The organism is Mycobacterium sp. NGS67 (assembly GCF_059812185.1).
The window spans coordinates 252,427-271,513 of sequence record NZ_JCALCF010000003.1 but is presented as its reverse complement, the minus strand read 5'-3'; the positions used below and the strand labels follow the sequence as shown (position 1 = coordinate 271,513).

The window sequence follows — 19,087 nt, the reverse complement described above, 5'->3', positions numbered from 1 at the left end:
GACAGCGGCTGCGTCGACCACGCAACCACTGTCGATCTGATTACGGTGGTGGTTGAATTAGCCGACTTTGTCCGGGGGTCGGTCTTGAATGAGAAGGTGATGCACCCGTTGCACTCCTACGAGGCGCCGCGTGACACCGCTGGGGCGGCGCGGCTGAGGTTCACGTGCTGATCGGCCGGTTCATCTATCGGTTTGCGCTGCTGATCGTCGGTGTCTGGGCGCTGTGTGCGGTAGCGGGCAACAGCCTCACTCCGCCGCTCGAGCAGGTCGTCGCCGACGAGGACCAGACGTTCATGCCGTCGGGCACCGCCACATCGTTGGCGGTGCAGCGTTCGGCGGCGGCCTTCGAGCGAGCGCCCACCGACAACGTCGACTACCTGATCCTGGCGCGCAACGGAACTCTCGACGACCGGGACCGGGCGTTCTACGACAAGCTGGTGGCGGCCCTGCGCGCGGACACCGCGCACGTCCTGCAGGTGACGGATTGGTGGCAGGTACCGGTCACGGCGGACGCGGCAATGAGCGAGGACCGTCATGTGATGACCGCGCCCCTGCGGTTGGTGGGCATGATCGGCACCTCGGAAGCCGTCGACTCGATCAACGCGGTGCGCGCGGTCGTCGCGCAATCGCACCCGCCCGACGGTTTGCGTGTCTACGTCAGCGGACCCGGCGCCACCATCATGGACGAGTTCGAGGCAATCGACCGGCAGACGCAGGTCATCACCGCCACGACTGTCGTGGTGCTGCTCGTCCTGCTGCTGATCGTCTACCGGTCGATGATCACCGCGATGGTGCCTCTGGTGTCGGTCATCGTCGCGCTGGCCGTGGCCAAGCCGGTGGTGTCCCATCTTGCCGCCCAGGAGCTCATCAGCATTTCGCTGTTCTCGCTGTCGGTCAGTGTCGCGGTGGCCGTCGGGGCGGGGACCGGCTTCGCCATCTTTCTGATCGGGCGCTACCACGAACGCCGACGACAGGATCTCCCGCCGGTTGACGCGCTGGCCGACGCGTACCGGGCGGTGGCGCCGGCGATCGTGGGCTCGATAATCATGGTCGTCGCGCCGTTGGGTGCCTTGGCGTGGCTCAGCCTGTCCCGGATCAGCATGTTCGCCACGACCGGGTTTCTGTGCGCGATCGGCGTGCTCGCGACGGGCCTGTCGGCGCTGACCCTGACGCCGGCCATCGTCGCGCTCGCCGGCCGGGCGGATCTGATCAGACCGCCGCAGGCAGAACGACTCAGGCGCCGGTGGCGACGAATCGGAATCCAGGTGGCGCGTTGGCCGGCGCCGATTCTGGTCGCCAGCGGCATCCTGGTGCTGATCCTGATCATCGGTCTGCCCGGTGTGCCGATCGGGTGGGACGAAATCACGGCGACCTCGGCCAAATCCGAATCCCGCCGTGGCTACGACCTGGTCGACCGGCACTTCCCGCCCAACCAACTGCTGCCCAACGTCGTCACGATCGAGACCGACCACGACATCCGCAACCCCGCCGGCGTGACCGCCATCGAACAGATCACCGGCACGGTCATGGCGATCTCGGGTGTGCGCATGGTGCAGTCCGCCAGTCACCCGGGCGGAATGGTCTCCAAGCAGGCCGCTTTGACCGCGACCGGAGGCAATGTCGGTGACCGCCTCGACGAATTCGGCGACCTGGTCGCGGCACGGGACACGACCTTCGTCAAACTCGACGCCGCGGTGGGCGAGCTGGTCCACGGACTCGATCTGATTCAGTCCGGCGCTTATGCGGGTAGTTACGCGATCGGTGGTGTCAGCCTGGCGGTTCATCTGACGCAGGAAGCCGTCACCAAGATCCGGGATCGTTCCGCGGAAGTCTCCGAGATCTTCGATCCACTGCGCCGGTTCGTCGGCGCGATCACCGGCTGCCGCACGACTCCGGTGTGTTCGGCCGCTCAGGAGGCGGTGCAGTGGTCGGGCGCCGTCGTCGAGGGCTCGAACAACCTCGTCGACACCGCCGAACAACTCGCCAAGCAGATCGCCGACGCGGCAGCGGTGTCCGGTCTACCGGGTTTGCCGAGTGCGTTGCTGGGTCTCAGCGGCCAGATGGACCAGACGCGGGCGCTGGCCGCGAGTGTGAAGGAGGTGCTGAACCACCCCCGTCCGGTATCGGCGCAAGAACTGCCGACCTACCTGCACAGCCTCGTCTCCATCTCCCAGGGCAGCCCCGGCGTCGACCTGTACGCCTCCCGGAAAATCCTGACCGACCCCAACATGCGTCCCGCGCTGAATGAGTTCTTCTCGCCGAACGGTCATGCGACCCGGCTGTACGTCTACGGCAACGGGCACGAGTGGGGGGACGAGGGTGCGGTACGCGCCCGGGCGATAGCCGCTGCGGTTGCCGATGCAACCCGGGACGGCACTTTGAAATCCACCGCTATACAACTCACCGGCGTCGGACCGGTCACCCGCGACCTTCAAGACGTCATCGGCGGTGATCTGGTTCTGCTGGCGGTGCTGACGTTCGGCGTGATCCTGTTCATCTCCGCAGCGCTGTTGCGCAGTCCGATCGCCGGTTTGGTGGTGCTGGGCACCATCGCGACGTCCTATGTCTGTGCCCTCGGTGCCAGCGTGCTGATCTGGCACCGCCTGCTGCAGCACGAATTGCACTGGTCGGTACCGCCGATCGCGTTCGTGTCGATGGTCGGCATGGCATCCGGGGGGAATCTGCTGTTCGCCCTGCGCATCCGCGAGGGACTGCCGGCGGGCCTGCGCACCAGCATCATTCGCGCGTTCGCCGCGACGGGCGGGGTGGTCGCGGCCGGGGGAGTGGTGGTGGGAATCACGATGATCGCGCTGGCCCCGAGCAGTGTGTTGAGCGTGTCGCAGATCGGCGTCACGGTAGGCCTCGGGCTGTTGCTGAACGCCCTGGTGGTGCGCGCGTTCGTGCTGCCGGCCATGATGGTGGTGCTCGACCGCTTTCTCTGGTGGCCACGACGACCGGTCGCCGCCGAGGAGGAACTCGAGCCGGTCGGTGCGTGAATCTATTTCTGTCCCAACATTTTTGGGAGGAAAGACGCTATGAGCTTGCGGCTGGAAGGCCAGGCCGCGGTGGTGGTCGGCGGCAGCCGCGGTATCGGGCGTGCGGTCGCCGAATTGCTCTGCAGTCTGGGTGCTTCCGTGGTGGTCAACGGCCGTGACCCGGATGCCGTCGCGCAGACCGTGGACGCGATCACCGCCGCCGGCGGTCAAGCCGTTGCGGTCAGCGGGGCGGCCGACAACGAACGGGTCGCCGCCGCGTTGATCGAGACCTGCACGAGTTCGTTCGGCCGGCTGGACATCCTGGTCAACTGCGCCGGTATCGCAGAACCGCCGCAGTCCTCAATCCTGCGGATCAGCCCGAAGGAGTTCGATCTCCTGATCGGTTCGCATCTGGGCACGGTATTCCACACCTGTCGGCTGGCGGCGCCGCTGATGGCAGAGCAGGGCCACGGCGCGATCGTCAACACCGGATCGGCGGCGTTCCTCGGCGACTACGGGGGCACGGGCTATCCCGCCGGCAAAGGTGCAGTGAATGCGCTGACGATGGCGATCGCCGCGGAGCTGAAAGCCGACGGAGTGCGGGCCAACGTGGTGTGTCCCGGCGCACGGACACGCCTGTCGACCGGACCCGAATACGAATCGCACATCGCCGATCTGCACCACCGCGGACTCCTCGACGAGATGACGATGCGCGCGTCGCTGCACCCCGCTCCCGCCGAATTCGTGGCACCTCTCTACGGGTACCTCGCGGGGGATCTCGCGCGTGACGTCACCGGTCAGATCTTCGTTGCCGCAGGGGGTTTCGTCGGCCGATACCAGCGGCCGGAGCCGCAGTTGCTGGGCTACCGCGACCACAACGTCAGCCCGCCGTGGTCGCTGGCCGAGTTGCACGAGATGATCGGCGCTTCAGCTACCCGATGAGCGAGAAGAGCAGCACGAGCGCGACGTAGCCCACGGTCACCACCGCGGCCCCGGTGAGGCTTATTCCCGGCGGCGCCCCGTCGATCGGATCGAGCCAGCGCCTGAAGGGCCGTGACGCGGCCGGGACGAGAACCCATTGCAGCAGAACGACACTGACGACGTTGCCCACGAAGACTGCCGGCGACTGCGCCAGCCCGAGCCGATCGAGCGCGGGCGCCAAGTATGCGGAGAGCAGCATCACCGTCGGGTAGAGGCACAGCACCACCAGCATCGCCGTCTTCCAGCCCGGCGTGATCTTCGTCTGGCCGTCGGCGATGCGGACGGTCGAACCGAACGGCGCACTGCGCGGCAATTCGGCGAAGTCGCGGGTCAACTCGTCGCGCAGGCGCGGCAACGCTTGGCGACGTTCCTGGGAGCGCATCCATCCGCTCAAGTGCCGGGCGGAGCGGAAGCGGAGCAGCGACATCCATTGCCCGGACGGGTCCGCCGGAAACAGCGCGGTTCCCTCGTAACCGGGAAACGCCGAGCTCACCAGCGTCAGATCATGTTGCGCGGCTACGAATTCGGCGTCCTTACCCGCAGCCACGTCGTGCAGGAAGACGGCCGCGCTGTCCGGCGGAAGCTCGCCGTGTGCCAACACCAGGTCGGCCGCCGACCGCCCGAATCCGTGGGTCAAACCTTCGGCGAGCGCTTCGCGACGGTCGGCCCCGTCCAGCCAGGCGTCCAGCGTGTCGGCGCTGTCGAACGAGACCGCGACGGCGTAATCCAGCTCTTCGCCGTGCCGCACGGATTGGCGCGCGCCGAGGAAGCCCGCAGCGCGACGAGCCGATGCGCAGTAGCCATCCACCCACCGGTCGAAAGCGCCGGGATCGGTTGGTGGGTGGAAGATGGAAATCGCGGTGGCACCAGCTGTCATGTCAGTTGTCTACCACCGCCGTCGTACGAGGATCCGGACCGACTCGGCAGTCGAACAGCTCGCCGGCCGCGGGCCATCGGTTTAGTGAATCGATCAAGCGGGTAAGCGTCGCGGGACCCCGGGGCGCGGACTCGACGGGGAGCCGGGGACTTCGGGCGAAATCTGCACGCCATCTATTGAGCAGGCGACTAAATGGAACGTTTAAGCGGACTTGATGCATTTTTCCTCTATATGGAGACACCGACGCAACCGTTGAACGTGTGCTGCGTCCTGGAACTCGATACGTCGACGATGCCGCGCGGCTACAGCTATGCCCGGTTGCGGGCTGCGCTGACCAAGCAGGTCAAGGCAGTCCCGGAGTTCCGCATGAAACTGGCTGATACACAGCTGAATCCGGATCACCCGGTGTGGGTCGACGACGAGGACTTCTCGTTGCGACGCCACCTGCACCGGGTCGCGGTGCCAGCGCCGGGAGGCCGCCGGGAACTTTCCGAGATCTGCGGACACGTCGCGGGGCTGCCGCTGGACCGCGATCGCCCGCTGTGGCAGATGTGGGTGATCGAAGGCGCCGCACACCCGGAGAAATTGACCGTGGTGCTCAAAGTCCATCACGCCGTGGTCGACGGAGTCGCCGGAGCGAACCTGCTGGCGCAGCTGTGCAGTTTGCAGCCCGAGGCGCCCGAACCCTTGCCGGTCCGCGGAGCCGGGCCGGCAACTGCGCTGCAGATTGCCGGTAGCGGGTTGTGGAACTTCGCGAAGCGACCGCTGCGACTGGCGACGGTGGTGCCGGCGACGGTGCTGACGCTTTTGCAGACGGTGCTGCGAGCGCGTGAAGGCCGCACCATGGCCGCACCGTTCAGCGCTCCGTCGACGCCGTTCAACGGCACGCTGACGCGTTACCGCAACATCGCTTACACCCAACTCGACATGCGCGACGTCAAACGGGCGAAGAACAGGTTCGGGGTGACGGTCAACGACGTGGTGGTGGCGTTGTGCGCCGGGGTGTTACGCCGCTTCCTCTTGGAGCGGAACGAACTGCCGGACATTCCGTTGGTCGCCACGGTGCCGGTGTCGGTGCGGGAGAAGTCCGACCGTCCGGGACGCAATCAGACGACGTGGATGTTCTGCCGGATGGAGAGTCAGATCAGCGACCCGGCCGAGCGTATTCGCGCGATCGCTGCGGGAAACAACGCCGCCAAAGACCACACCGCAGCCATGGGCCCGACCCTGTTGCACGACTGGACCGAGTTCGGCGGGCAGACGATGTTCGGCGCCGCCATGCGGATACTGCCGCGAATTCCGTTGAGCACCAGCCCCGTCTACAACTTGATCCTGTCCAACGTGCCGGGACCGCAAGGGCAGCTGTATTTCTTGGGTAGCAAGATCGACTCGATGATCCCAGTCGGCCCGCTGCTGGGCGGCGCCGGTCTCAACATCACCGTCATGTCGCTCAACGGCGAACTCGGTATCGGCATCCTGTCCTGTCCCGACCTGCTGCCCGATCTCTGGGAGATAGCCGACGCGTTCCCGGATGCGCTCAAAGAACTGCTCGAGTGCCCCGACCGCCGCGCCCGCCCGGTGGACGGTGACGAATAGGGTTGCAGCGCAGCCTTTTCCGGATCTCAGTACCGGTATCCGGTGCTGGTGCCCAGCACCTCGACGGCCGCATTGATGTTCGGGATGACCGATGCGCCGTAGCGTGCCACGATCTGACTGAGCGAACGGGTGATGTGCGGACCGACGGCGTCGGCCAGCAGGGTGTCTTCGGCGATGACGATCCCGTTCACGATGTGACCGGCGAGCAGTCGTCCGTCGCGGGCGACTTCGTAGCGCCAGTCGCCGATCTGGATGCGCTCCGGATTGGACGAGAAGATGCCACGTTTGGCCGGTGTGTGTATCACTTCGGGCAGCCCGGCGAACACCTTGACCACCAACGCGACCCCGCCGGGACCGGCCAGCGCGCCCGCGACGGTGCGGCTGACCCGTTCGGTGTCAAGGTCACTCATCACTTGTCCATCGGCAGCACGAAGGTGGGCTTGATGGTCTCGCCACTTCCGGTGCGCCGCACCGCAGTTCCCGCGGTGTAGAACTCCACCGTGTGGTGACCCCAGGCGTAGTTGGAGACCGCGAAATGCACCCCGACTACACCGGTCGCGCCGTCGCGCTCCGCCTCGGTCTGCATGCGTGACATCGCCAGCTCGCGTGCTTGATAGTTTCCCTGCGTCCACTGCGGCATCTCCATGTTGCGGCCGATCTGCCGCAACGTCTGCATGAAACCCTGCACGGCGATGTGAAACACGCAGTTGCCCATCACAAACGCCACCGGCGTGAACCCGGAACGCAGCAACGTCACCATGTCTTGGCCCGACAGGTGGCTGGAGAAAGCCTGACCATTGGGTCGCCGGAACGCGCCCGGCTTGTCGGTGTAGCGCACCGCGGTGCCGACCGCCATGAACTCCAGGTGTTCGCCGCCCTCGCCGTGGTGGCGCCAGTTCAGTCGGACCCCGACAATGCCGTCCGCCTTGAGCGCGTCGGCCTCGGCCTGCATGCGCGCCATAGCATTCCAGCGCGCCCGGTAGGTCGCTTCGGTGAGCACGCCCAACTCCTGTTGCTGCCTCATGCCGGTGAACTGGAACCCGACGTGGTATACGGAGACACCCATCACCAGCTCGATCGGCTCGAACCCGGCGCCGTGCAGCAGCGCGAACTCGTTGATCGACAGATCCGACGTGAACGACTTCTCGGCATGCGACAACCGTTCGCTGGCGACCGGATCGAGCGAGGTTGGCTCCATGGGCAGGCGTCCCTTCTCTGGTTTGCGTCAGCGTAGCGAGGGGCTCACGGAGTGAGGGTGATCGCCTCTTCGGGACAATTCTGCGCACCCGCCAGCGCGTGCTGCTCCAGCTCGCCCGACACCTCCTCGACCCGCACGATCGAATGCCCGACGTCGTCGGCGTCGAAGACGTCGGGAGCGAGCGAATAACACCGGCCATGGCCCACGCAGCGGTCGGCATCGACCGCGATGTGCTTCACCGCGCCACCGGGAACGTTAGCGGGAGCGCCTCGACCGAGCGCAGCGCGGCGGTGTACTTCAGTTCGGTACCCCGCGGAATCTCGTAATCGGGTATGCGGCGGTGGAATTCGCGTAGTGCCACCCGCAACTCCATGCGCGCCAGGTGGGACCCGAGGCAGCGGTGTGGGCCGCCCCCGAAGGCGCGGTGCCGATTCGGGTTGCGGTTGAAGTCCACCGATTCGGGATCGGGGAACTCGGCCGGGTCGGTGTTGGCCGCACCCAGCAGCGGGCTGACCCGGTCGCCCTTGCTGATGGGGCAGCCGCCGACCTCGACGTCCTGCATGGCCACGCGGACGACGCCCGGGACCGGTGTCTCCCAGCGGAGTAACTCCTCGACGGCATGCGGGAGGATGTCGGGCTGCTCGACGAGTTGATGCCGGTGTTCGGGGTGTCGGGCCAGATATACGAAGAAGCAGTCCAGCGAATCGGTGACGGTGTCCAGTCCGGCGATGAGGAACAGGAAACAGATGTCGAGCAGCTCTTCGCGGGTGAGGGTTGCGCCCTTGTCGTCTTTGAAGTGGGTCGCGATCATTGCGGACAGGACGTCGTCGCGAGGACTGGCGATATGGTCGTCGATGGCGCGGTCGAAATATTCGTAGATCTGTTGCGCCACTGGCGCTGAGGCCGCATGCCGTTCGTCCCAGTCAGCCGCGCCGTCCGGCCGGATGACGCCGTCCTTCCACTCCAGGAACTGGTCGAGATCGTCCAGCGGCAGGCCGAGCAACTGCAGGAACACCGTGCAGGGCAGCGGCACCGCGAACTCGGTGTGGAAATCGCATTCGCCGCGACCGGCGAAGTTGTCGATCAGCTCGTTGACCAGCGCCGTGACCTGCGGTTCGCGTCTGGCCATTTCCCGTGGCGTGAACAGCGGATCCAGGATGCGCCGGTACTTGGCATGGTCGGGCGGGTCGATCTGCAGCGGGATCAGCGGACGTATGGTGCCGAGATCGACCGCGTCCATGTTCGACGAGAACAGATCGGTCCGCTTGAGCGCCATCTCGATGTCGGCAAGCCGGCTCAGCACCACCGCCTGCGGAGACCGGAACACCGGGGCCGACTCGCGCAGCGCTTTGTACATCGGTTGCGGCTCGGCGAGACCGACGATGGACTGGTCTACATACTCCTGGTCGACGAACCCCTCGGCTTCGGTCATGTTGTCAGCCTGGCACCGCCGCCGACGGGGGGCAATTACCTTTTCATTTCTCAGCCGGCGTCGCTGCTTCGTCGGTGCAGAAACGAAGCAATCGCCCGCAGCACACCGCGCAACGCGTACGCCGCCGTCACGATCGACAGCAGGATCAGCAGTATGAACGTCACCATCCAGTTGCTGCGGCTGTGGTCGACGTCCCACCAGATCACGATGAACAACAGGACACACACCAGCAGCACGATGTCGCGCCAATTGCCGTGGTAAGACACCGCTGCCTTGCGCATGGCGCGTCCGCGGTCCGCCGCCTCGACCAGGTCGTCGATGCGGGCGTCGATCGTGCGTTGCAGTTCGGCGCGGCGCTCGGTGGCTTCCGGAGGGAGCCGGTCGAGCAGATCCATGTCCTGCTTGATCAGGCCGCGAAAGTCCGGCCCCCGGAATTGCCCGGCCGCGACGGCGAGCATCACCCCACCCAAGACCGGTGCGCTGTTCAACGCGATCTGCCCCACACCGGCCACGTCGGCCTCCTTCGGCTCGTCCACGAATCCTTCGATGAGGATCGCCGAACCGGGGAAGCCGATCAAGATGTGGGGTGTCGGGTGTCAAACGCCATCGGTAGCGATATCGGTCCGCTGAGTTCGGTCGGCGCCTTCCACGGGGCCGGACCGACGCGCCGTGGGTTGGTCAAGCCCTGGGTGATCACTCGAAGTGCCTCGGCGAGTTCGACTTTGGCAAGGTGTGCACCCAGGCAGTAATGCACGCCGCCACCGAGACTCAGCATGGGCGGTGGTGCCGCCCGGGTGATGTCGAGCCGGTCGGGACTGTCGTAGACCGTCTCGTCGCGATTTCCGGAAGCCGTGTTGGCGACGACGACAGTGCCGGCCGGCACCAGAAAACCGCCGAGCTCGATGTCCTGGGTGGCCAGCCGTATTGCGCCGACGACGATGGGCGTGTGGCGGATCAACTCCTCCACGGCCTGCGCGGCCAGTTCGGGATGCGCGGCAAGTTTCGCCCATTGGTCGGGATGCTCGCACAACACCTGCACCGCAGCCGCCAACTGGTTCCGGGTCGTGTCGGTTCCGGCGTTGAGCAGGATGGCAACGAGATTCACCATCTCGTCATGGGTGAGGCGGTCGCCGTCTTCCTCGGCACGAATCAGTTCGGAGATCAGATCCTCAGCCAGACAGTCCCGTCGGCGCGCGATCAGCTCCTCGACATAGTTTTCGAGTTGTTGCCAGGCCCGCACGATCGCGTCTTCTTCGGCGGCGACGTTGGCCCCGAACGCTTTGCTGATGTCGGTGGCCCAGGTCGAGAACAATTCCCAGTCCTGCCGGGGCGCGCCCAACAGCTCGCAGATGATCGGGACCGGATACGGCCGCGCGATGTCGGTGACCAGATCGCAGCGCCCTTCGATGGCGTACGTGTCGATCAGTTCGGTGATGACCTTCGTGCACGCGTTGCGCATCCGCGCTGCCGCGCGGGGAATGAATGCCCGCGACACCAGGCGCCGCAGCCGATGATGCTCGGCACCGTCGAGGCTGATGAGCAACCGACAGACCCGGTCCCAGACGGGTCCGGACTCGATTCCCTGGACCGCCAGTCCGATCCCGCGAGGCATCGCGAACCGGGGGTCGCGCAACATCGCGCGGACCAACTCATAGCTCAGCACCTCGGGTCCGTACGGTCCCTGAGCAATCGGGGACTGCCGGCGTGCCTGCCCGATCAGACGGTGGATCTCGTCGGGGTCACGGGCGTCGTGATAGGTGATGGCCGGCAGGGCGAGATTGAAAATATCGGTGGGCATGGCGTCGCTCCTCGGATCGGAATGGATTCACTCTCCGGGGAAAACGGCCGGCGACCATCGGCCAACGTGCCTATTGGCCGGACGTGCGTAGCTGCGTAGGTAGGCCATTTCGCTGATGTTCTGCGATCTCGGTCACCGCATCCTGGTTAGCATGAGCACGACCGAGTGGAGCGACGTTGGCGTGAATGGGCTTCCGACCGGCACAGTCACCCTGCTGCTGGCTGATGTCGAGGGATCGACGCGGCTGTGGGAGACACAGCCCGTCGAAATGGCGGCCGCCATCGCGCGTTTGGATCAGACGCTGACGGTTGCGGTAGAAGCGCACGACGGGGTTCGTCCCGTCGAGCAGGGCGAGGGTGACAGCTTCGTGATCGCGTTCTCCCGCGCGTCCGACGCGGTTGCCTGCGCGCTGGACTTGCAACGGGCGCCGCTGACTCCCATCCGGTTACGCATCGGATTGCATACCGGCGAGGTACGTCTTCGTGACGAGGGCAACTACGTCGGACCGACCATCAACCGCACGGGGCGGTTGCGGGACCTGGCCCACGGTGGTCAGACCGTGCTGTCCGGTACCACCGAAGACCTTGTCGCCGAGACACTCCCGGACGATGCGTGGCTGACCGATCTCGGCGCTCACACGCTGCGGGATCTGGCCCGTCCGCAACGGGTGGTGCAGCTGTGCCACCCGGATCTGCGCAACGACTTTCCGCCGTTACGCACTTCCAGTAACGTTGCTGTGCAACATCTTCCCACTCAGTTGACGGCTTTTGTCGGCCGCCAGTCCGAAATCGCCGACATACGAACGGCTTTGACGGTCAACCGGCTGGTCACCCTGACCGGGACCGGCGGCGTGGGTAAGACCCGCCTGGCGGTCCAAGTGGCCGCCGCGGTAGCCGGTAAGTTCGACGACGGGGTGTGGTACGTCGACCTGGCGCCCATCACCGCCGCCGAGGTGGTCCCGGTGACGGTCGCGCGCGCATTCGGTCTGCCTGACCATCCGGGGCGTTCCACCATGGAGACGCTGGTGCGGTTTGTCCGCGACCGCCACCTGCTGATCGTGCTGGACAATTGTGAGCACCTACTCGATGCGTGCGCGACACTGGTATCCGAAATCTTAGGCGCTGCACCGCGAGTCATCGTCCTGGCCACCAGCCGCGAACCCATCAGCGTGACCGGCGAAGCGACGTGGCAGGTGCCATCCCTGTCGCTGGCTGACGAGGCCGTCGAACTCTTCGCTCAGCGCGCCCGGCTGGCCCGGCCGGATTTCGCGGTCACCGACGCCAATGGTGCTGCGGTAACCGAGATCTGCCGTCGGCTCGACGGTATGCCGCTGGCGATCGAACTCGCCGCGGCACGCGTGCGGGCGCTGTCGCTGACCGAGATCGTCGACAGCCTGCACGACCGGTTCCGACTGTTGACCGGCGGCTCCCGCACCGCGGTCCGCCGACAGCAGACACTGCGCGCATCAGTGGACTGGTCACACGCCCTGCTCACCGAGACCGAGCGCATCCTGTTCCGTCGGCTCGCGGTGTTCTTCGGGGGATTTGATCTGGCGGCAGCACAATTCGTGTGCGGGGACGGTGAGATCGAGCGGTATCAGGTACTGGATCAGTTGAGTCTGCTGGTTGACAAGTCGCTGGTGGTCGCGGACGGAAGTAGCGGTCGCACCCGGTATCGACTACTGGAAACGGTGCGTCAATATGCGCTGGAGAAGCTGGGGGGGTCCGGCGAAGCCGACGCCGTGCGGTCGCGTCACCGCGACCACTACACTTCCATCGCCGCCCTGCTCGACGCGCCGGCGCGCACCGATTACGAGCAGCGGCTCGAGCAGGTTGAACTCGAGATGGACAATCTGCGCAATGCTTTGGGCTGGGATCTGGAGAACGGTGATACGGAAAGTGCTCTCGCGCTGGCGTCGTCGCTGCAGCCGGTGTGGCTGACCAGAGGCCGCATCCTCGAGGGTCTCGCATGGTTTCGTGCTTGCCCAGCGGACGGTGCTGCGGAGATGGCACCCGCCGTGCGCGCGCGGGCGCTCGCCGACGAAGCGGTTCTCGATCTGTACATCGGAGACCAGCCCGCGAAGCGAGCTCTGCGTGCCGTAGAGATAGCTCACGAACTGAACGACCGTGCGCTACTGGTGCGCGCACTCACCGCGTGTGGCTACATCGCCCGGCGCGAAGTACGACGTACAAGGAGCCGCCGGCTATTACACGGAAGCGATCGAGTTGGCCAGAGAACTAGACGACAAGTGGGCTCTGAGCCAAATACTTGCCTGGCAGGCCACGACAGGAATGGGAACGGGTGATCCGGTCATCGCAGCCTCAGCCGGAAAAGAGGGCCGAGATCTGGCTGACGCGATCGGCGACCGGGCGAACTCGAGATTGTCGCGGTTGGGACTGGGCTGGGCGCACTTGTTCCGGGGCGATCTCGTCGCAGCAGTCGCACAATTCGACGAGACAGCGGTCGAGTGTGAGAGAGTGCGCGATGAAGTGCACCGACAGCTCACTCTGATGGGCTTGGGGATTGCGCTCGGGTATCAGGGCCAGACCGACTCAGCGCTTCGTATAGCAGCTGACGCCATAGAGGGAGCCGCGGACCTCAGTGAGTTCCTCGTCGGGCTGGCTTATGCCCAGTTGTCTCAGGCAAGTCTCGCGGCAGGTGACATCGCAACCGCTCAGGAGGCAGGCGAGGCCGCTTGGCGGGGAACACATTTGGCGCAGCCGGACATGGCCGTTGCACAACGCGCGTTCAACACCGTAGAGGTTGCCTTGGTGCAGGGAGATCTGGGTCTGGCGCGGCAGTACGCCGATGCCGCCGTCGCGGTGGCGAAGGGCTGGCATCTAGTTGCAGCCTGGCTTGCCCGTGCCCGCGTCGCTACTGCCGAGGACAAGCCGGGGGAGGGGGAACGGGATGCTTTCGAGGCTTTGGCGTGCGCTGGGCGTAGTGGTGTCTTCCTGCCGGTCCCCGACATTCTTGAATACTTGGGCGGTTCAGTGATGCGGACGGGCAATCACATAGAAGCGGCGCGGCTATTCGGGGCGGCACAGGCAATGAGGAACCGAATGAGTCTGGTGCGCTTCAAGGTTCACGAGGCAGCGTATCAACAGTCGGTAACCGATCTTCGAGAACTCCTTGACGAGAAGTCCTTTTGCACCGCCTGGGCGGAAGGTGAAGCACTGTCCATCGACGAAGCGATCGCCTACGCGCTGCGCGGCCGCGGCCAACGCAGACGGCCGACGTCCGGTTGGGCGTCGCTGACACCAGCCGAACGCGACGTGGCGCGCCTGGTCTGCGAAGGATTGGCCAATAAGGAAATCGCAACCAGGTTGTTCGTATCGCCGCGGACGGTGCAGGCCCATCTCTCGCATATCTACACAAAACTCGGTATCGCCTCCCGCATTCAGCTGGCGCAGGAAGCGTCCCGCCAGGGGCTGATGGACACCTGTCCAGAATGAGCAGTCCATATGGTGGTTCGGATGGGACTTTCGACGGATCGATCGTCCTTGCCGTTGGGAAAGCGGTCGGCTAGAGTTCGAAGGATAATCAGACACCTGTCCATAATTGGGGCCGAGTGCAGCCCACTCGAGCCGTCGAACTGGGCAACTAGGCGCGAACCCGCGGTCACCGCCGGACCGCCACACGACGCAGACCGAAGGATCGCGTATGACCAGCAGGTACGCCGCCCTCACCCGTGAGCAACTCACCATCCTGGTGCCGGAGTTGCTGTTGATCGGCCAGATGATCGACCGATCCGGAATGGCTTGGTGCATACAGCAATTCGGCCGCGAAGCCATGTTGCAGATCGCCATCGACGAATGGGCCGGCGCGAGCCCGATCTACACCAAGCGCATGCAGCGAGCGCTGAAGTACGAAGGTGTCGACGTCATCACCATTTTCAAGGGCCTGCAACTCGACATCGGCGCCCCGCCACAGTTCATGGACTTCCGCTACACGGTGCACGATCGCTGGCACGGCGAGTTCCAGCTCGATCACTGCGGTGCGCTGCTGGATGTCGAACCGATGGGCGAGGAGTACGTGCGTGGCATGTGCCATGACATCGAGGATCCGACGTTCGACGCCACCGCGCTGGCCACCAACCGCAAAGCGCAGGTTCGTCCGATCCACCGGCCGCCCAGGACGCCGGCGGATCGGCACCCGCACTGCGCCTGGACGGTGATCATCGACGAGTCGTACCCGGAAGTCGGTTTCATACCAGCCCTCGAGATCATCGGCCGAACCCGCGCGGCGACAGCCGAACTCGACCCGATCGACGAGAGTGAGCCAGGGCAATCGGACTACTCCGGTCCGCTGGTGTCCGACTTCGACTTTGCTGCGTTCTCGCAGTCCGCGTTGGTGCGGATCGCCGACGAAGTGTGCCTGCAAATGCATCTGCTCTACCTCTCCTTCGTCCTGGCGGTGGAGAAGCACGCGCAGGGTGACGCGGACAAGACCCGCATGATCTGCACCAAACAGCTGATCGGCCTTGCGGGTCTGGCCGCCGAGCGAATTCATCGGGCAATGGGTCTGCCGGGTGGCGTCGAAGGTGCGGTGCGCGTGTTGGAGTTGCATCCGTTGTTCAATCCCGCGCTGTACGTATCGGCTTCGTTCGAAGAGGACCGCGTGCACCTGCATCGGTCCCCTGCACACGACGACGCTGCGTGGCCGGCGCTGGTCTCGCCCGAGTCGGTCGAGCCGTTGCAGGCGATCGTCGCCGCGGTCGATCCGCATCTGACCGTCGAAGTCAGCGGCACGTCCGATGACTGGACTGCGATCGTGCACGAAACCGACACGGCTGCAGAGGAATTCTCCGAAGTCGCGGTGGCCAAGTTCAGCGGCGGGTCGACGTTCGTCTTCCAGCCACGAAAGTCGTTGCCGCTCACGCCCGTGTGATCACTGCCGCGACTTATTCACAGTGTTTATGCACAGGTGCGCCCTCGGGGCCGGGGAGTTGTCGGTGCCGGTTCCTAGAATCTGAGGTATGGCAGCGAGCACGCGGGAAGAGATCGTGGAGGTCTTTGACGCACTCGATTCGGACGTGGATCGTTTGTGCGCGTCGTCCTTTGAGGTGTTCACCACCCCGGAGCGGATGCGGGCTCTAGAGCGCCTGGAACGGGCAGCCCGCCAACTGCGCACACCCCAGCACGCGGTGATCAACCAACTCGCCGCCCACGCCGGCGAGGAGGAGTTGGGCGGCAAGTTGCGCAGTGCGTTGGCGGATCGGTTGCGGATCTCTAAAGCCGAAGCCGGCCGGCGCATCGCCGAAGCCAAAGACCTCGGCGCGCGCCAGGCGCTGTCCGGGGAGGCGTTGGCGCCGCTGCTCACCGCGACCGCGACCGCCCAAGGCGCCGGACTCATCGGCGATGAACACATCAGATTGATCCGCAAATTCCTGGCCCATCTGCCCGAGACGGTCGATGCGGGCACCCGCGCGGACGCCGAAGCCGACCTGGTCGACAAAGCCACCCACTTTCGCCCCGAACAAGTGCAGAAATATGCCCAGGAAGTGATGGCCTATCTGCACCCCGACGGCAACTACTCCGAGGAGGAACGCGCCCGCCAACGCGGCCTGATCCTGGGCAAGCAGGAGTTCGACGGCATGTCGCGCCTAAGCGGGCTGGTCACCCCCGAGCTGCGGGCCGCGATCGAAGCGGCGTGGACGAAGTTGGCCGCACCGGGGATGTGCAACCCGGCACACGAGGCACCACGCGTGGACGGCGAACCCGATCCCGATGAGGCGCAGCGCGACACCCGCTCGGGACCCCAACGCCAGCACGACGCGCTGCCCGGGCTACGCGCACTGCTGGCCTCCGGGAAACTAGGCCGCCATCGCGGCCTGCCGGTCACCATCATCGCCACCACCACCGTGGCAGAACTCGAAGCCGCTAGCGGGTGGGCGCGCACCGGCGGCGGCTCCCGCCTACCCATGAGTGATCTGATCCGCATGGCCGGCGGCGGCGCCCACCACTATTTGGCGATCTTCGACGGCGCCAAACCCCAAGCCCTCTATCACACCAAGCGCTTGGCCCCCCGGCCCAACGGATCATGCTGTGCGCCAAAGACCTCGGCTGCACCAGACCCGGCTGTGACGCCCCGGCCTACCACTCCGAAGTCCACCACGTCACCGCCTGGCGCAAAACCGGCCGCACCGACATCAACGACCTCACCCTGGCCTGTGGCCCCGATAACAGGCTAGCCGAAAAAGGCTGGACCACCCGCACCAACACCCAAGGCCACACCGAATGGATCCCACCAGCACACCTCGACCACGGCCAACCCAGAATCAACACCTTCCACCACCCCGAGAAACTCCTGATCCCCGAGGACGACGACGGCCCGTAGCCAGAACTGCTGTCAGACAACCGATTTAGATTCCTACGCGACGGAAGCCCCGAGTATCAGATTCACCGCCTCGTCGAGTTGCCCGGAAATTTCCCCATAGGTGGTGAACCGCGCGCTCATCAAGGCGCCGGCGAAGGTCATCTGCAGCGTCGACTTCACTGCGCCGGGCCAGCCGGGGCCGAGCGCGGCACCGATCCGCCGCGCCACCTCGACCGCGATCTCATTCCGCAAGGGTGCGACGGCGGGGTCGTCGGCCATCAGGGCAGCGCCGCACCCGGCAGTCAACTCTGGCTCGTCAGCCACGACCAGCGCCATGTCCCGCATCGTCGCGCTGACCCGGGTCTTGGTGGTGTCGTTGACGTCGGTGTGCAACGGCAGCTCACGCAGGAAGCGCAGATACACGGCCGCGACCAGAGCGCTCTTGGAGGAAAAGTAGGTGTAAGCGCTGGCCGGCGACACGCCCGCGCGCTGAGCCACGGCGCGCATCGTGAGGTTGGCGTAGGAGGACTCGCGGAGTTCCTCCAACCCGGCGTCGAGCACTTTGCGGATGGTCTGACCCGGCCGCCGGTCGGATCGACGCGCAGTGCTGACGTCGCTCGTCGCAGGCGACGTCGCTTCTCTAGACACCCGTCCAGTGTAGGAAAAGCGGAACGTTCGGGACAAGCACATCGGAAGACAGTGGACCGTCACGTGTTGATTGCGGACCAGATCGTCCTCGCTTGCCGTACCGCGGTGACGATTGATACCGTACAAGCAATACCTAGACAGGTGTCCAGAAACGAGTGGGGGCAGTATGAGTGCGGCCGAGCGGGTACTGGTGACCGGCGCCTTCGGTCTGGTCGGCTCCGCGGTGGTGGCCGCCCTGGCCGAGCGGGGCCGTCAGGTAATCGCCACTGATCTCGACGCGCCCGCGCACCGCAAGCGCGCACAGCAACTCGCCGCACATCCGTCGGTACAGATCCGGTGGGCCGACCTCACGTCGCCCGACGACGTCACCGCTCTGCTCGAGACTGTCGCCCCAACCGCCATCGTTCATCTCGCGGCGATCATCCCGCCGTTCTGCTATGCCCGTCCTGAACTTGCGTTCGCCGTCAACGTCAGCGCGACCGCGACCCTGGTCAGGGCCGCGTCGCAGTTGACGGTCCCTCCGCGATTCGTGCAGGTATCCAGTATCGCGGTCTACGGTGCGCGCAACCCCCATCGTGACGACTCGCTGCTGACGGCGACCACGCCGGTGCGGCCGACCGATCTGTACGGACAGCACAAGTCGTTGGCCGAGCAGTGCGTCGTGACGTCCGACCTGGACTGGGTGGTGCTGCGTCTGGGCGGCGTGCTCACCGCCAAACCGCGCTTTGAAATTGACCGCGACCTGGTGTTCTTCGAGGCTGTACTGCCGTCCGACGGGCGCATCCACACCGTCGACGTCCGCGACGTCGCCCACGCGTGCTGCGCGGCCACCGTCACCGACGAGGTGCGGCAGATCTTCCTGATCGGCGGCGATCACACTCACCGGATCACCCAGGCCGAGATCGGATCCGACTACGCGGCAGCGATGGGTCTGCCCGGTGCCATCCCGGCGGGCCGGCCAGGCGATCCCGACGACGATCTGACCTGGTATGCCACCGACTGGCTGGACACCGGCCCCGCGCAGCAAGCGCTTGCGTTCCAGCATCATTCACTCTCCAGCATGCTGGACGAGACCCGCGCCGCGGTCGGCTGGTTGCGCTTCCCGCTGCGCTTGGCGGCTCCCGTTGTCCGCTGGTATCTGCGCAGGCGGTCGCCCTATCGCGGATTTCCCGGCACCACCGCCGATCCGATGCGCGCGATCCACCAGCGATTCGGCGACCCACGCCCGTCGGAGACCGCGGAATCCGGGGCGGCGCGCCGGTAA

Annotated in this window: 13 protein-coding genes and 2 pseudogenes; 7 read left to right on the top strand and 8 right to left on the bottom strand. The window is 65.7% G+C overall.

Annotated elements, in window-relative coordinates; genetic code table 11:
* The first annotated feature begins 164 nt into the window (after nucleotides 1–164).
* Together AC5Y4D_RS04135 and AC5Y4D_RS04130 are read left to right on the top strand one after the other, a co-directional pair.
* Nucleotides 165–2,996 (top strand): MMPL/RND family transporter, encoded by a 2,832-nt coding sequence (locus AC5Y4D_RS04135; RefSeq protein ID WP_500036450.1) that lies wholly within the window; start codon nucleotides 165–167, stop codon nucleotides 2,994–2,996.
* Between the two features lie 39 nt (nucleotides 2,997–3,035).
* The gene (locus AC5Y4D_RS04130; RefSeq protein ID WP_500036449.1) at nucleotides 3,036–3,917 is read left to right on the top strand and encodes an SDR family NAD(P)-dependent oxidoreductase; all 882 of its coding nucleotides are present in this window, start codon (nucleotides 3,036–3,038) and stop codon (nucleotides 3,915–3,917) included.
* On the opposite strand, the gene AC5Y4D_RS04125 is transcribed toward AC5Y4D_RS04130, so the two are convergent.
* On the bottom strand, nucleotides 3,907–4,833 hold the full coding sequence (locus AC5Y4D_RS04125; protein WP_500036448.1) for an antibiotic biosynthesis monooxygenase: 927 nt from the start codon (nucleotides 4,831–4,833) through the stop codon (nucleotides 3,907–3,909). The two genes, AC5Y4D_RS04130 and AC5Y4D_RS04125, sit on opposite strands and share 11 nt — an antisense overlap.
* Before the next feature lie 192 nt (nucleotides 4,834–5,025).
* Between AC5Y4D_RS04125 and AC5Y4D_RS04120 the strand changes: the two genes are divergently transcribed.
* Entirely contained in the window at nucleotides 5,026–6,429 is a 1,404-nt protein-coding gene (locus AC5Y4D_RS04120; RefSeq protein ID WP_500036447.1) for a WS/DGAT/MGAT family O-acyltransferase, read from the top strand.
* A gap of 26 nt (nucleotides 6,430–6,455) precedes the next feature.
* Here AC5Y4D_RS04120 and AC5Y4D_RS04115 read toward each other — a convergent pair whose 3' ends face one another.
* The 6 genes from AC5Y4D_RS04115 to AC5Y4D_RS04090 form a co-directional block, all read right to left on the bottom strand.
* Nucleotides 6,456–6,839: a DUF5073 family protein gene (locus tag AC5Y4D_RS04115; protein WP_500036446.1), complete on the bottom strand. Its 384-nt coding sequence runs from the start codon at nucleotides 6,837–6,839 to the stop codon at nucleotides 6,456–6,458.
* Entirely contained in the window at nucleotides 6,839–7,627 is a 789-nt protein-coding gene (locus tag AC5Y4D_RS04110) for a heavy metal-binding domain-containing protein (protein WP_499942557.1), read from the bottom strand. Before AC5Y4D_RS04110 ends, AC5Y4D_RS04115 begins: the two co-directional genes overlap by 1 nt.
* A 44-nt stretch (nucleotides 7,628–7,671) precedes the next feature.
* The gene (locus AC5Y4D_RS04105; RefSeq protein WP_500036445.1) at nucleotides 7,672–7,866 is read right to left on the bottom strand and encodes a ferredoxin; all 195 of its coding nucleotides are present in this window, start codon (nucleotides 7,864–7,866) and stop codon (nucleotides 7,672–7,674) included.
* Complete coding sequence (locus AC5Y4D_RS04100) at nucleotides 7,863–9,059, bottom strand: cytochrome P450 (protein WP_500036444.1); 1,197 nt, start codon at nucleotides 9,057–9,059, stop codon at nucleotides 7,863–7,865. Before AC5Y4D_RS04100 ends, AC5Y4D_RS04105 begins: the two co-directional genes overlap by 4 nt.
* A gap of 50 nt (nucleotides 9,060–9,109) precedes the next feature.
* A complete protein-coding gene (locus AC5Y4D_RS04095; RefSeq protein WP_500036471.1) occupies nucleotides 9,110–9,517 on the bottom strand; it encodes a hypothetical protein in 408 nt (135 codons plus the stop codon).
* A gap of 116 nt (nucleotides 9,518–9,633) precedes the next feature.
* Nucleotides 9,634–10,857, bottom strand: coding sequence for a cytochrome P450 (locus tag AC5Y4D_RS04090; protein ID WP_500036443.1), 1,224 nt, complete (start codon nucleotides 10,855–10,857; stop codon nucleotides 9,634–9,636).
* A gap of 151 nt (nucleotides 10,858–11,008) precedes the next feature.
* On the opposite strand from AC5Y4D_RS04090, the pseudogene AC5Y4D_RS04085 reads away from it, so the two are divergent.
* The 3 genes and pseudogenes from AC5Y4D_RS04085 (at nucleotide 11,009) to AC5Y4D_RS04075 (ending at nucleotide 17,196) form a co-directional block, all read left to right on the top strand.
* A pseudogene (locus tag AC5Y4D_RS04085) lies at nucleotides 11,009–14,312 on the top strand (LuxR C-terminal-related transcriptional regulator).
* Between the two features lie 208 nt (nucleotides 14,313–14,520).
* Nucleotides 14,521–15,747, top strand: a complete 1,227-nt coding sequence (locus tag AC5Y4D_RS04080; protein WP_500036442.1) for a hypothetical protein — start codon at nucleotides 14,521–14,523, stop codon at nucleotides 15,745–15,747.
* Between the two features lie 88 nt (nucleotides 15,748–15,835).
* Nucleotides 15,836–17,196: pseudogene (locus AC5Y4D_RS04075) on the top strand (HNH endonuclease signature motif containing protein).
* A 33-nt stretch (nucleotides 17,197–17,229) separates the two neighbouring features.
* Here AC5Y4D_RS04075 and AC5Y4D_RS04070 read toward each other — a convergent pair.
* Complete coding sequence (locus tag AC5Y4D_RS04070; protein WP_500036441.1) at nucleotides 17,230–17,823, bottom strand: TetR/AcrR family transcriptional regulator; 594 nt, start codon at nucleotides 17,821–17,823, stop codon at nucleotides 17,230–17,232.
* A gap of 166 nt (nucleotides 17,824–17,989) precedes the next feature.
* Here AC5Y4D_RS04070 and AC5Y4D_RS04065 point away from each other — a divergent pair, with 166 nt between their 5' ends.
* Nucleotides 17,990–19,087 (top strand): NAD-dependent epimerase/dehydratase family protein, encoded by a 1,098-nt coding sequence (locus tag AC5Y4D_RS04065; protein ID WP_499942536.1) that lies wholly within the window; start codon nucleotides 17,990–17,992, stop codon nucleotides 19,085–19,087.

Bases quoted from the DNA above. Each gene is read 5' to 3' on its own strand.
- AC5Y4D_RS04130 (WP_500036449.1), top strand. From the start codon at position 3,036: ATGAGCTTGCGGCTGGAAGGCCAGGCCGCGGTGGTGGTCGGCGGCAGC.
- AC5Y4D_RS04125 (WP_500036448.1), bottom strand. From the start codon at position 4,833: ATGACAGCTGGTGCCACCGCGATTTCCATCTTCCACCCACCAACCGAT.
- AC5Y4D_RS04120 (WP_500036447.1), top strand. From the start codon at position 5,026: ATGGAACGTTTAAGCGGACTTGATGCATTTTTCCTCTATATGGAGACA.
- AC5Y4D_RS04115 (WP_500036446.1), bottom strand. From the start codon at position 6,839: ATGAGTGACCTTGACACCGAACGGGTCAGCCGCACCGTCGCGGGCGCG.
- AC5Y4D_RS04110 (WP_499942557.1), bottom strand. From the start codon at position 7,627: ATGGAGCCAACCTCGCTCGATCCGGTCGCCAGCGAACGGTTGTCGCAT.
- AC5Y4D_RS04100 (WP_500036444.1), bottom strand. From the start codon at position 9,059: ATGACCGAAGCCGAGGGGTTCGTCGACCAGGAGTATGTAGACCAGTCC.
- AC5Y4D_RS04095 (WP_500036471.1), bottom strand. From the start codon at position 9,517: ATGCTCGCCGTCGCGGCCGGGCAATTCCGGGGGCCGGACTTTCGCGGC.
- AC5Y4D_RS04090 (WP_500036443.1), bottom strand. From the start codon at position 10,857: ATGCCCACCGATATTTTCAATCTCGCCCTGCCGGCCATCACCTATCAC.
- AC5Y4D_RS04080 (WP_500036442.1), top strand. From the start codon at position 14,521: ATGACCAGCAGGTACGCCGCCCTCACCCGTGAGCAACTCACCATCCTG.
- AC5Y4D_RS04065 (WP_499942536.1), top strand. From the start codon at position 17,990: ATGAGTGCGGCCGAGCGGGTACTGGTGACCGGCGCCTTCGGTCTGGTC.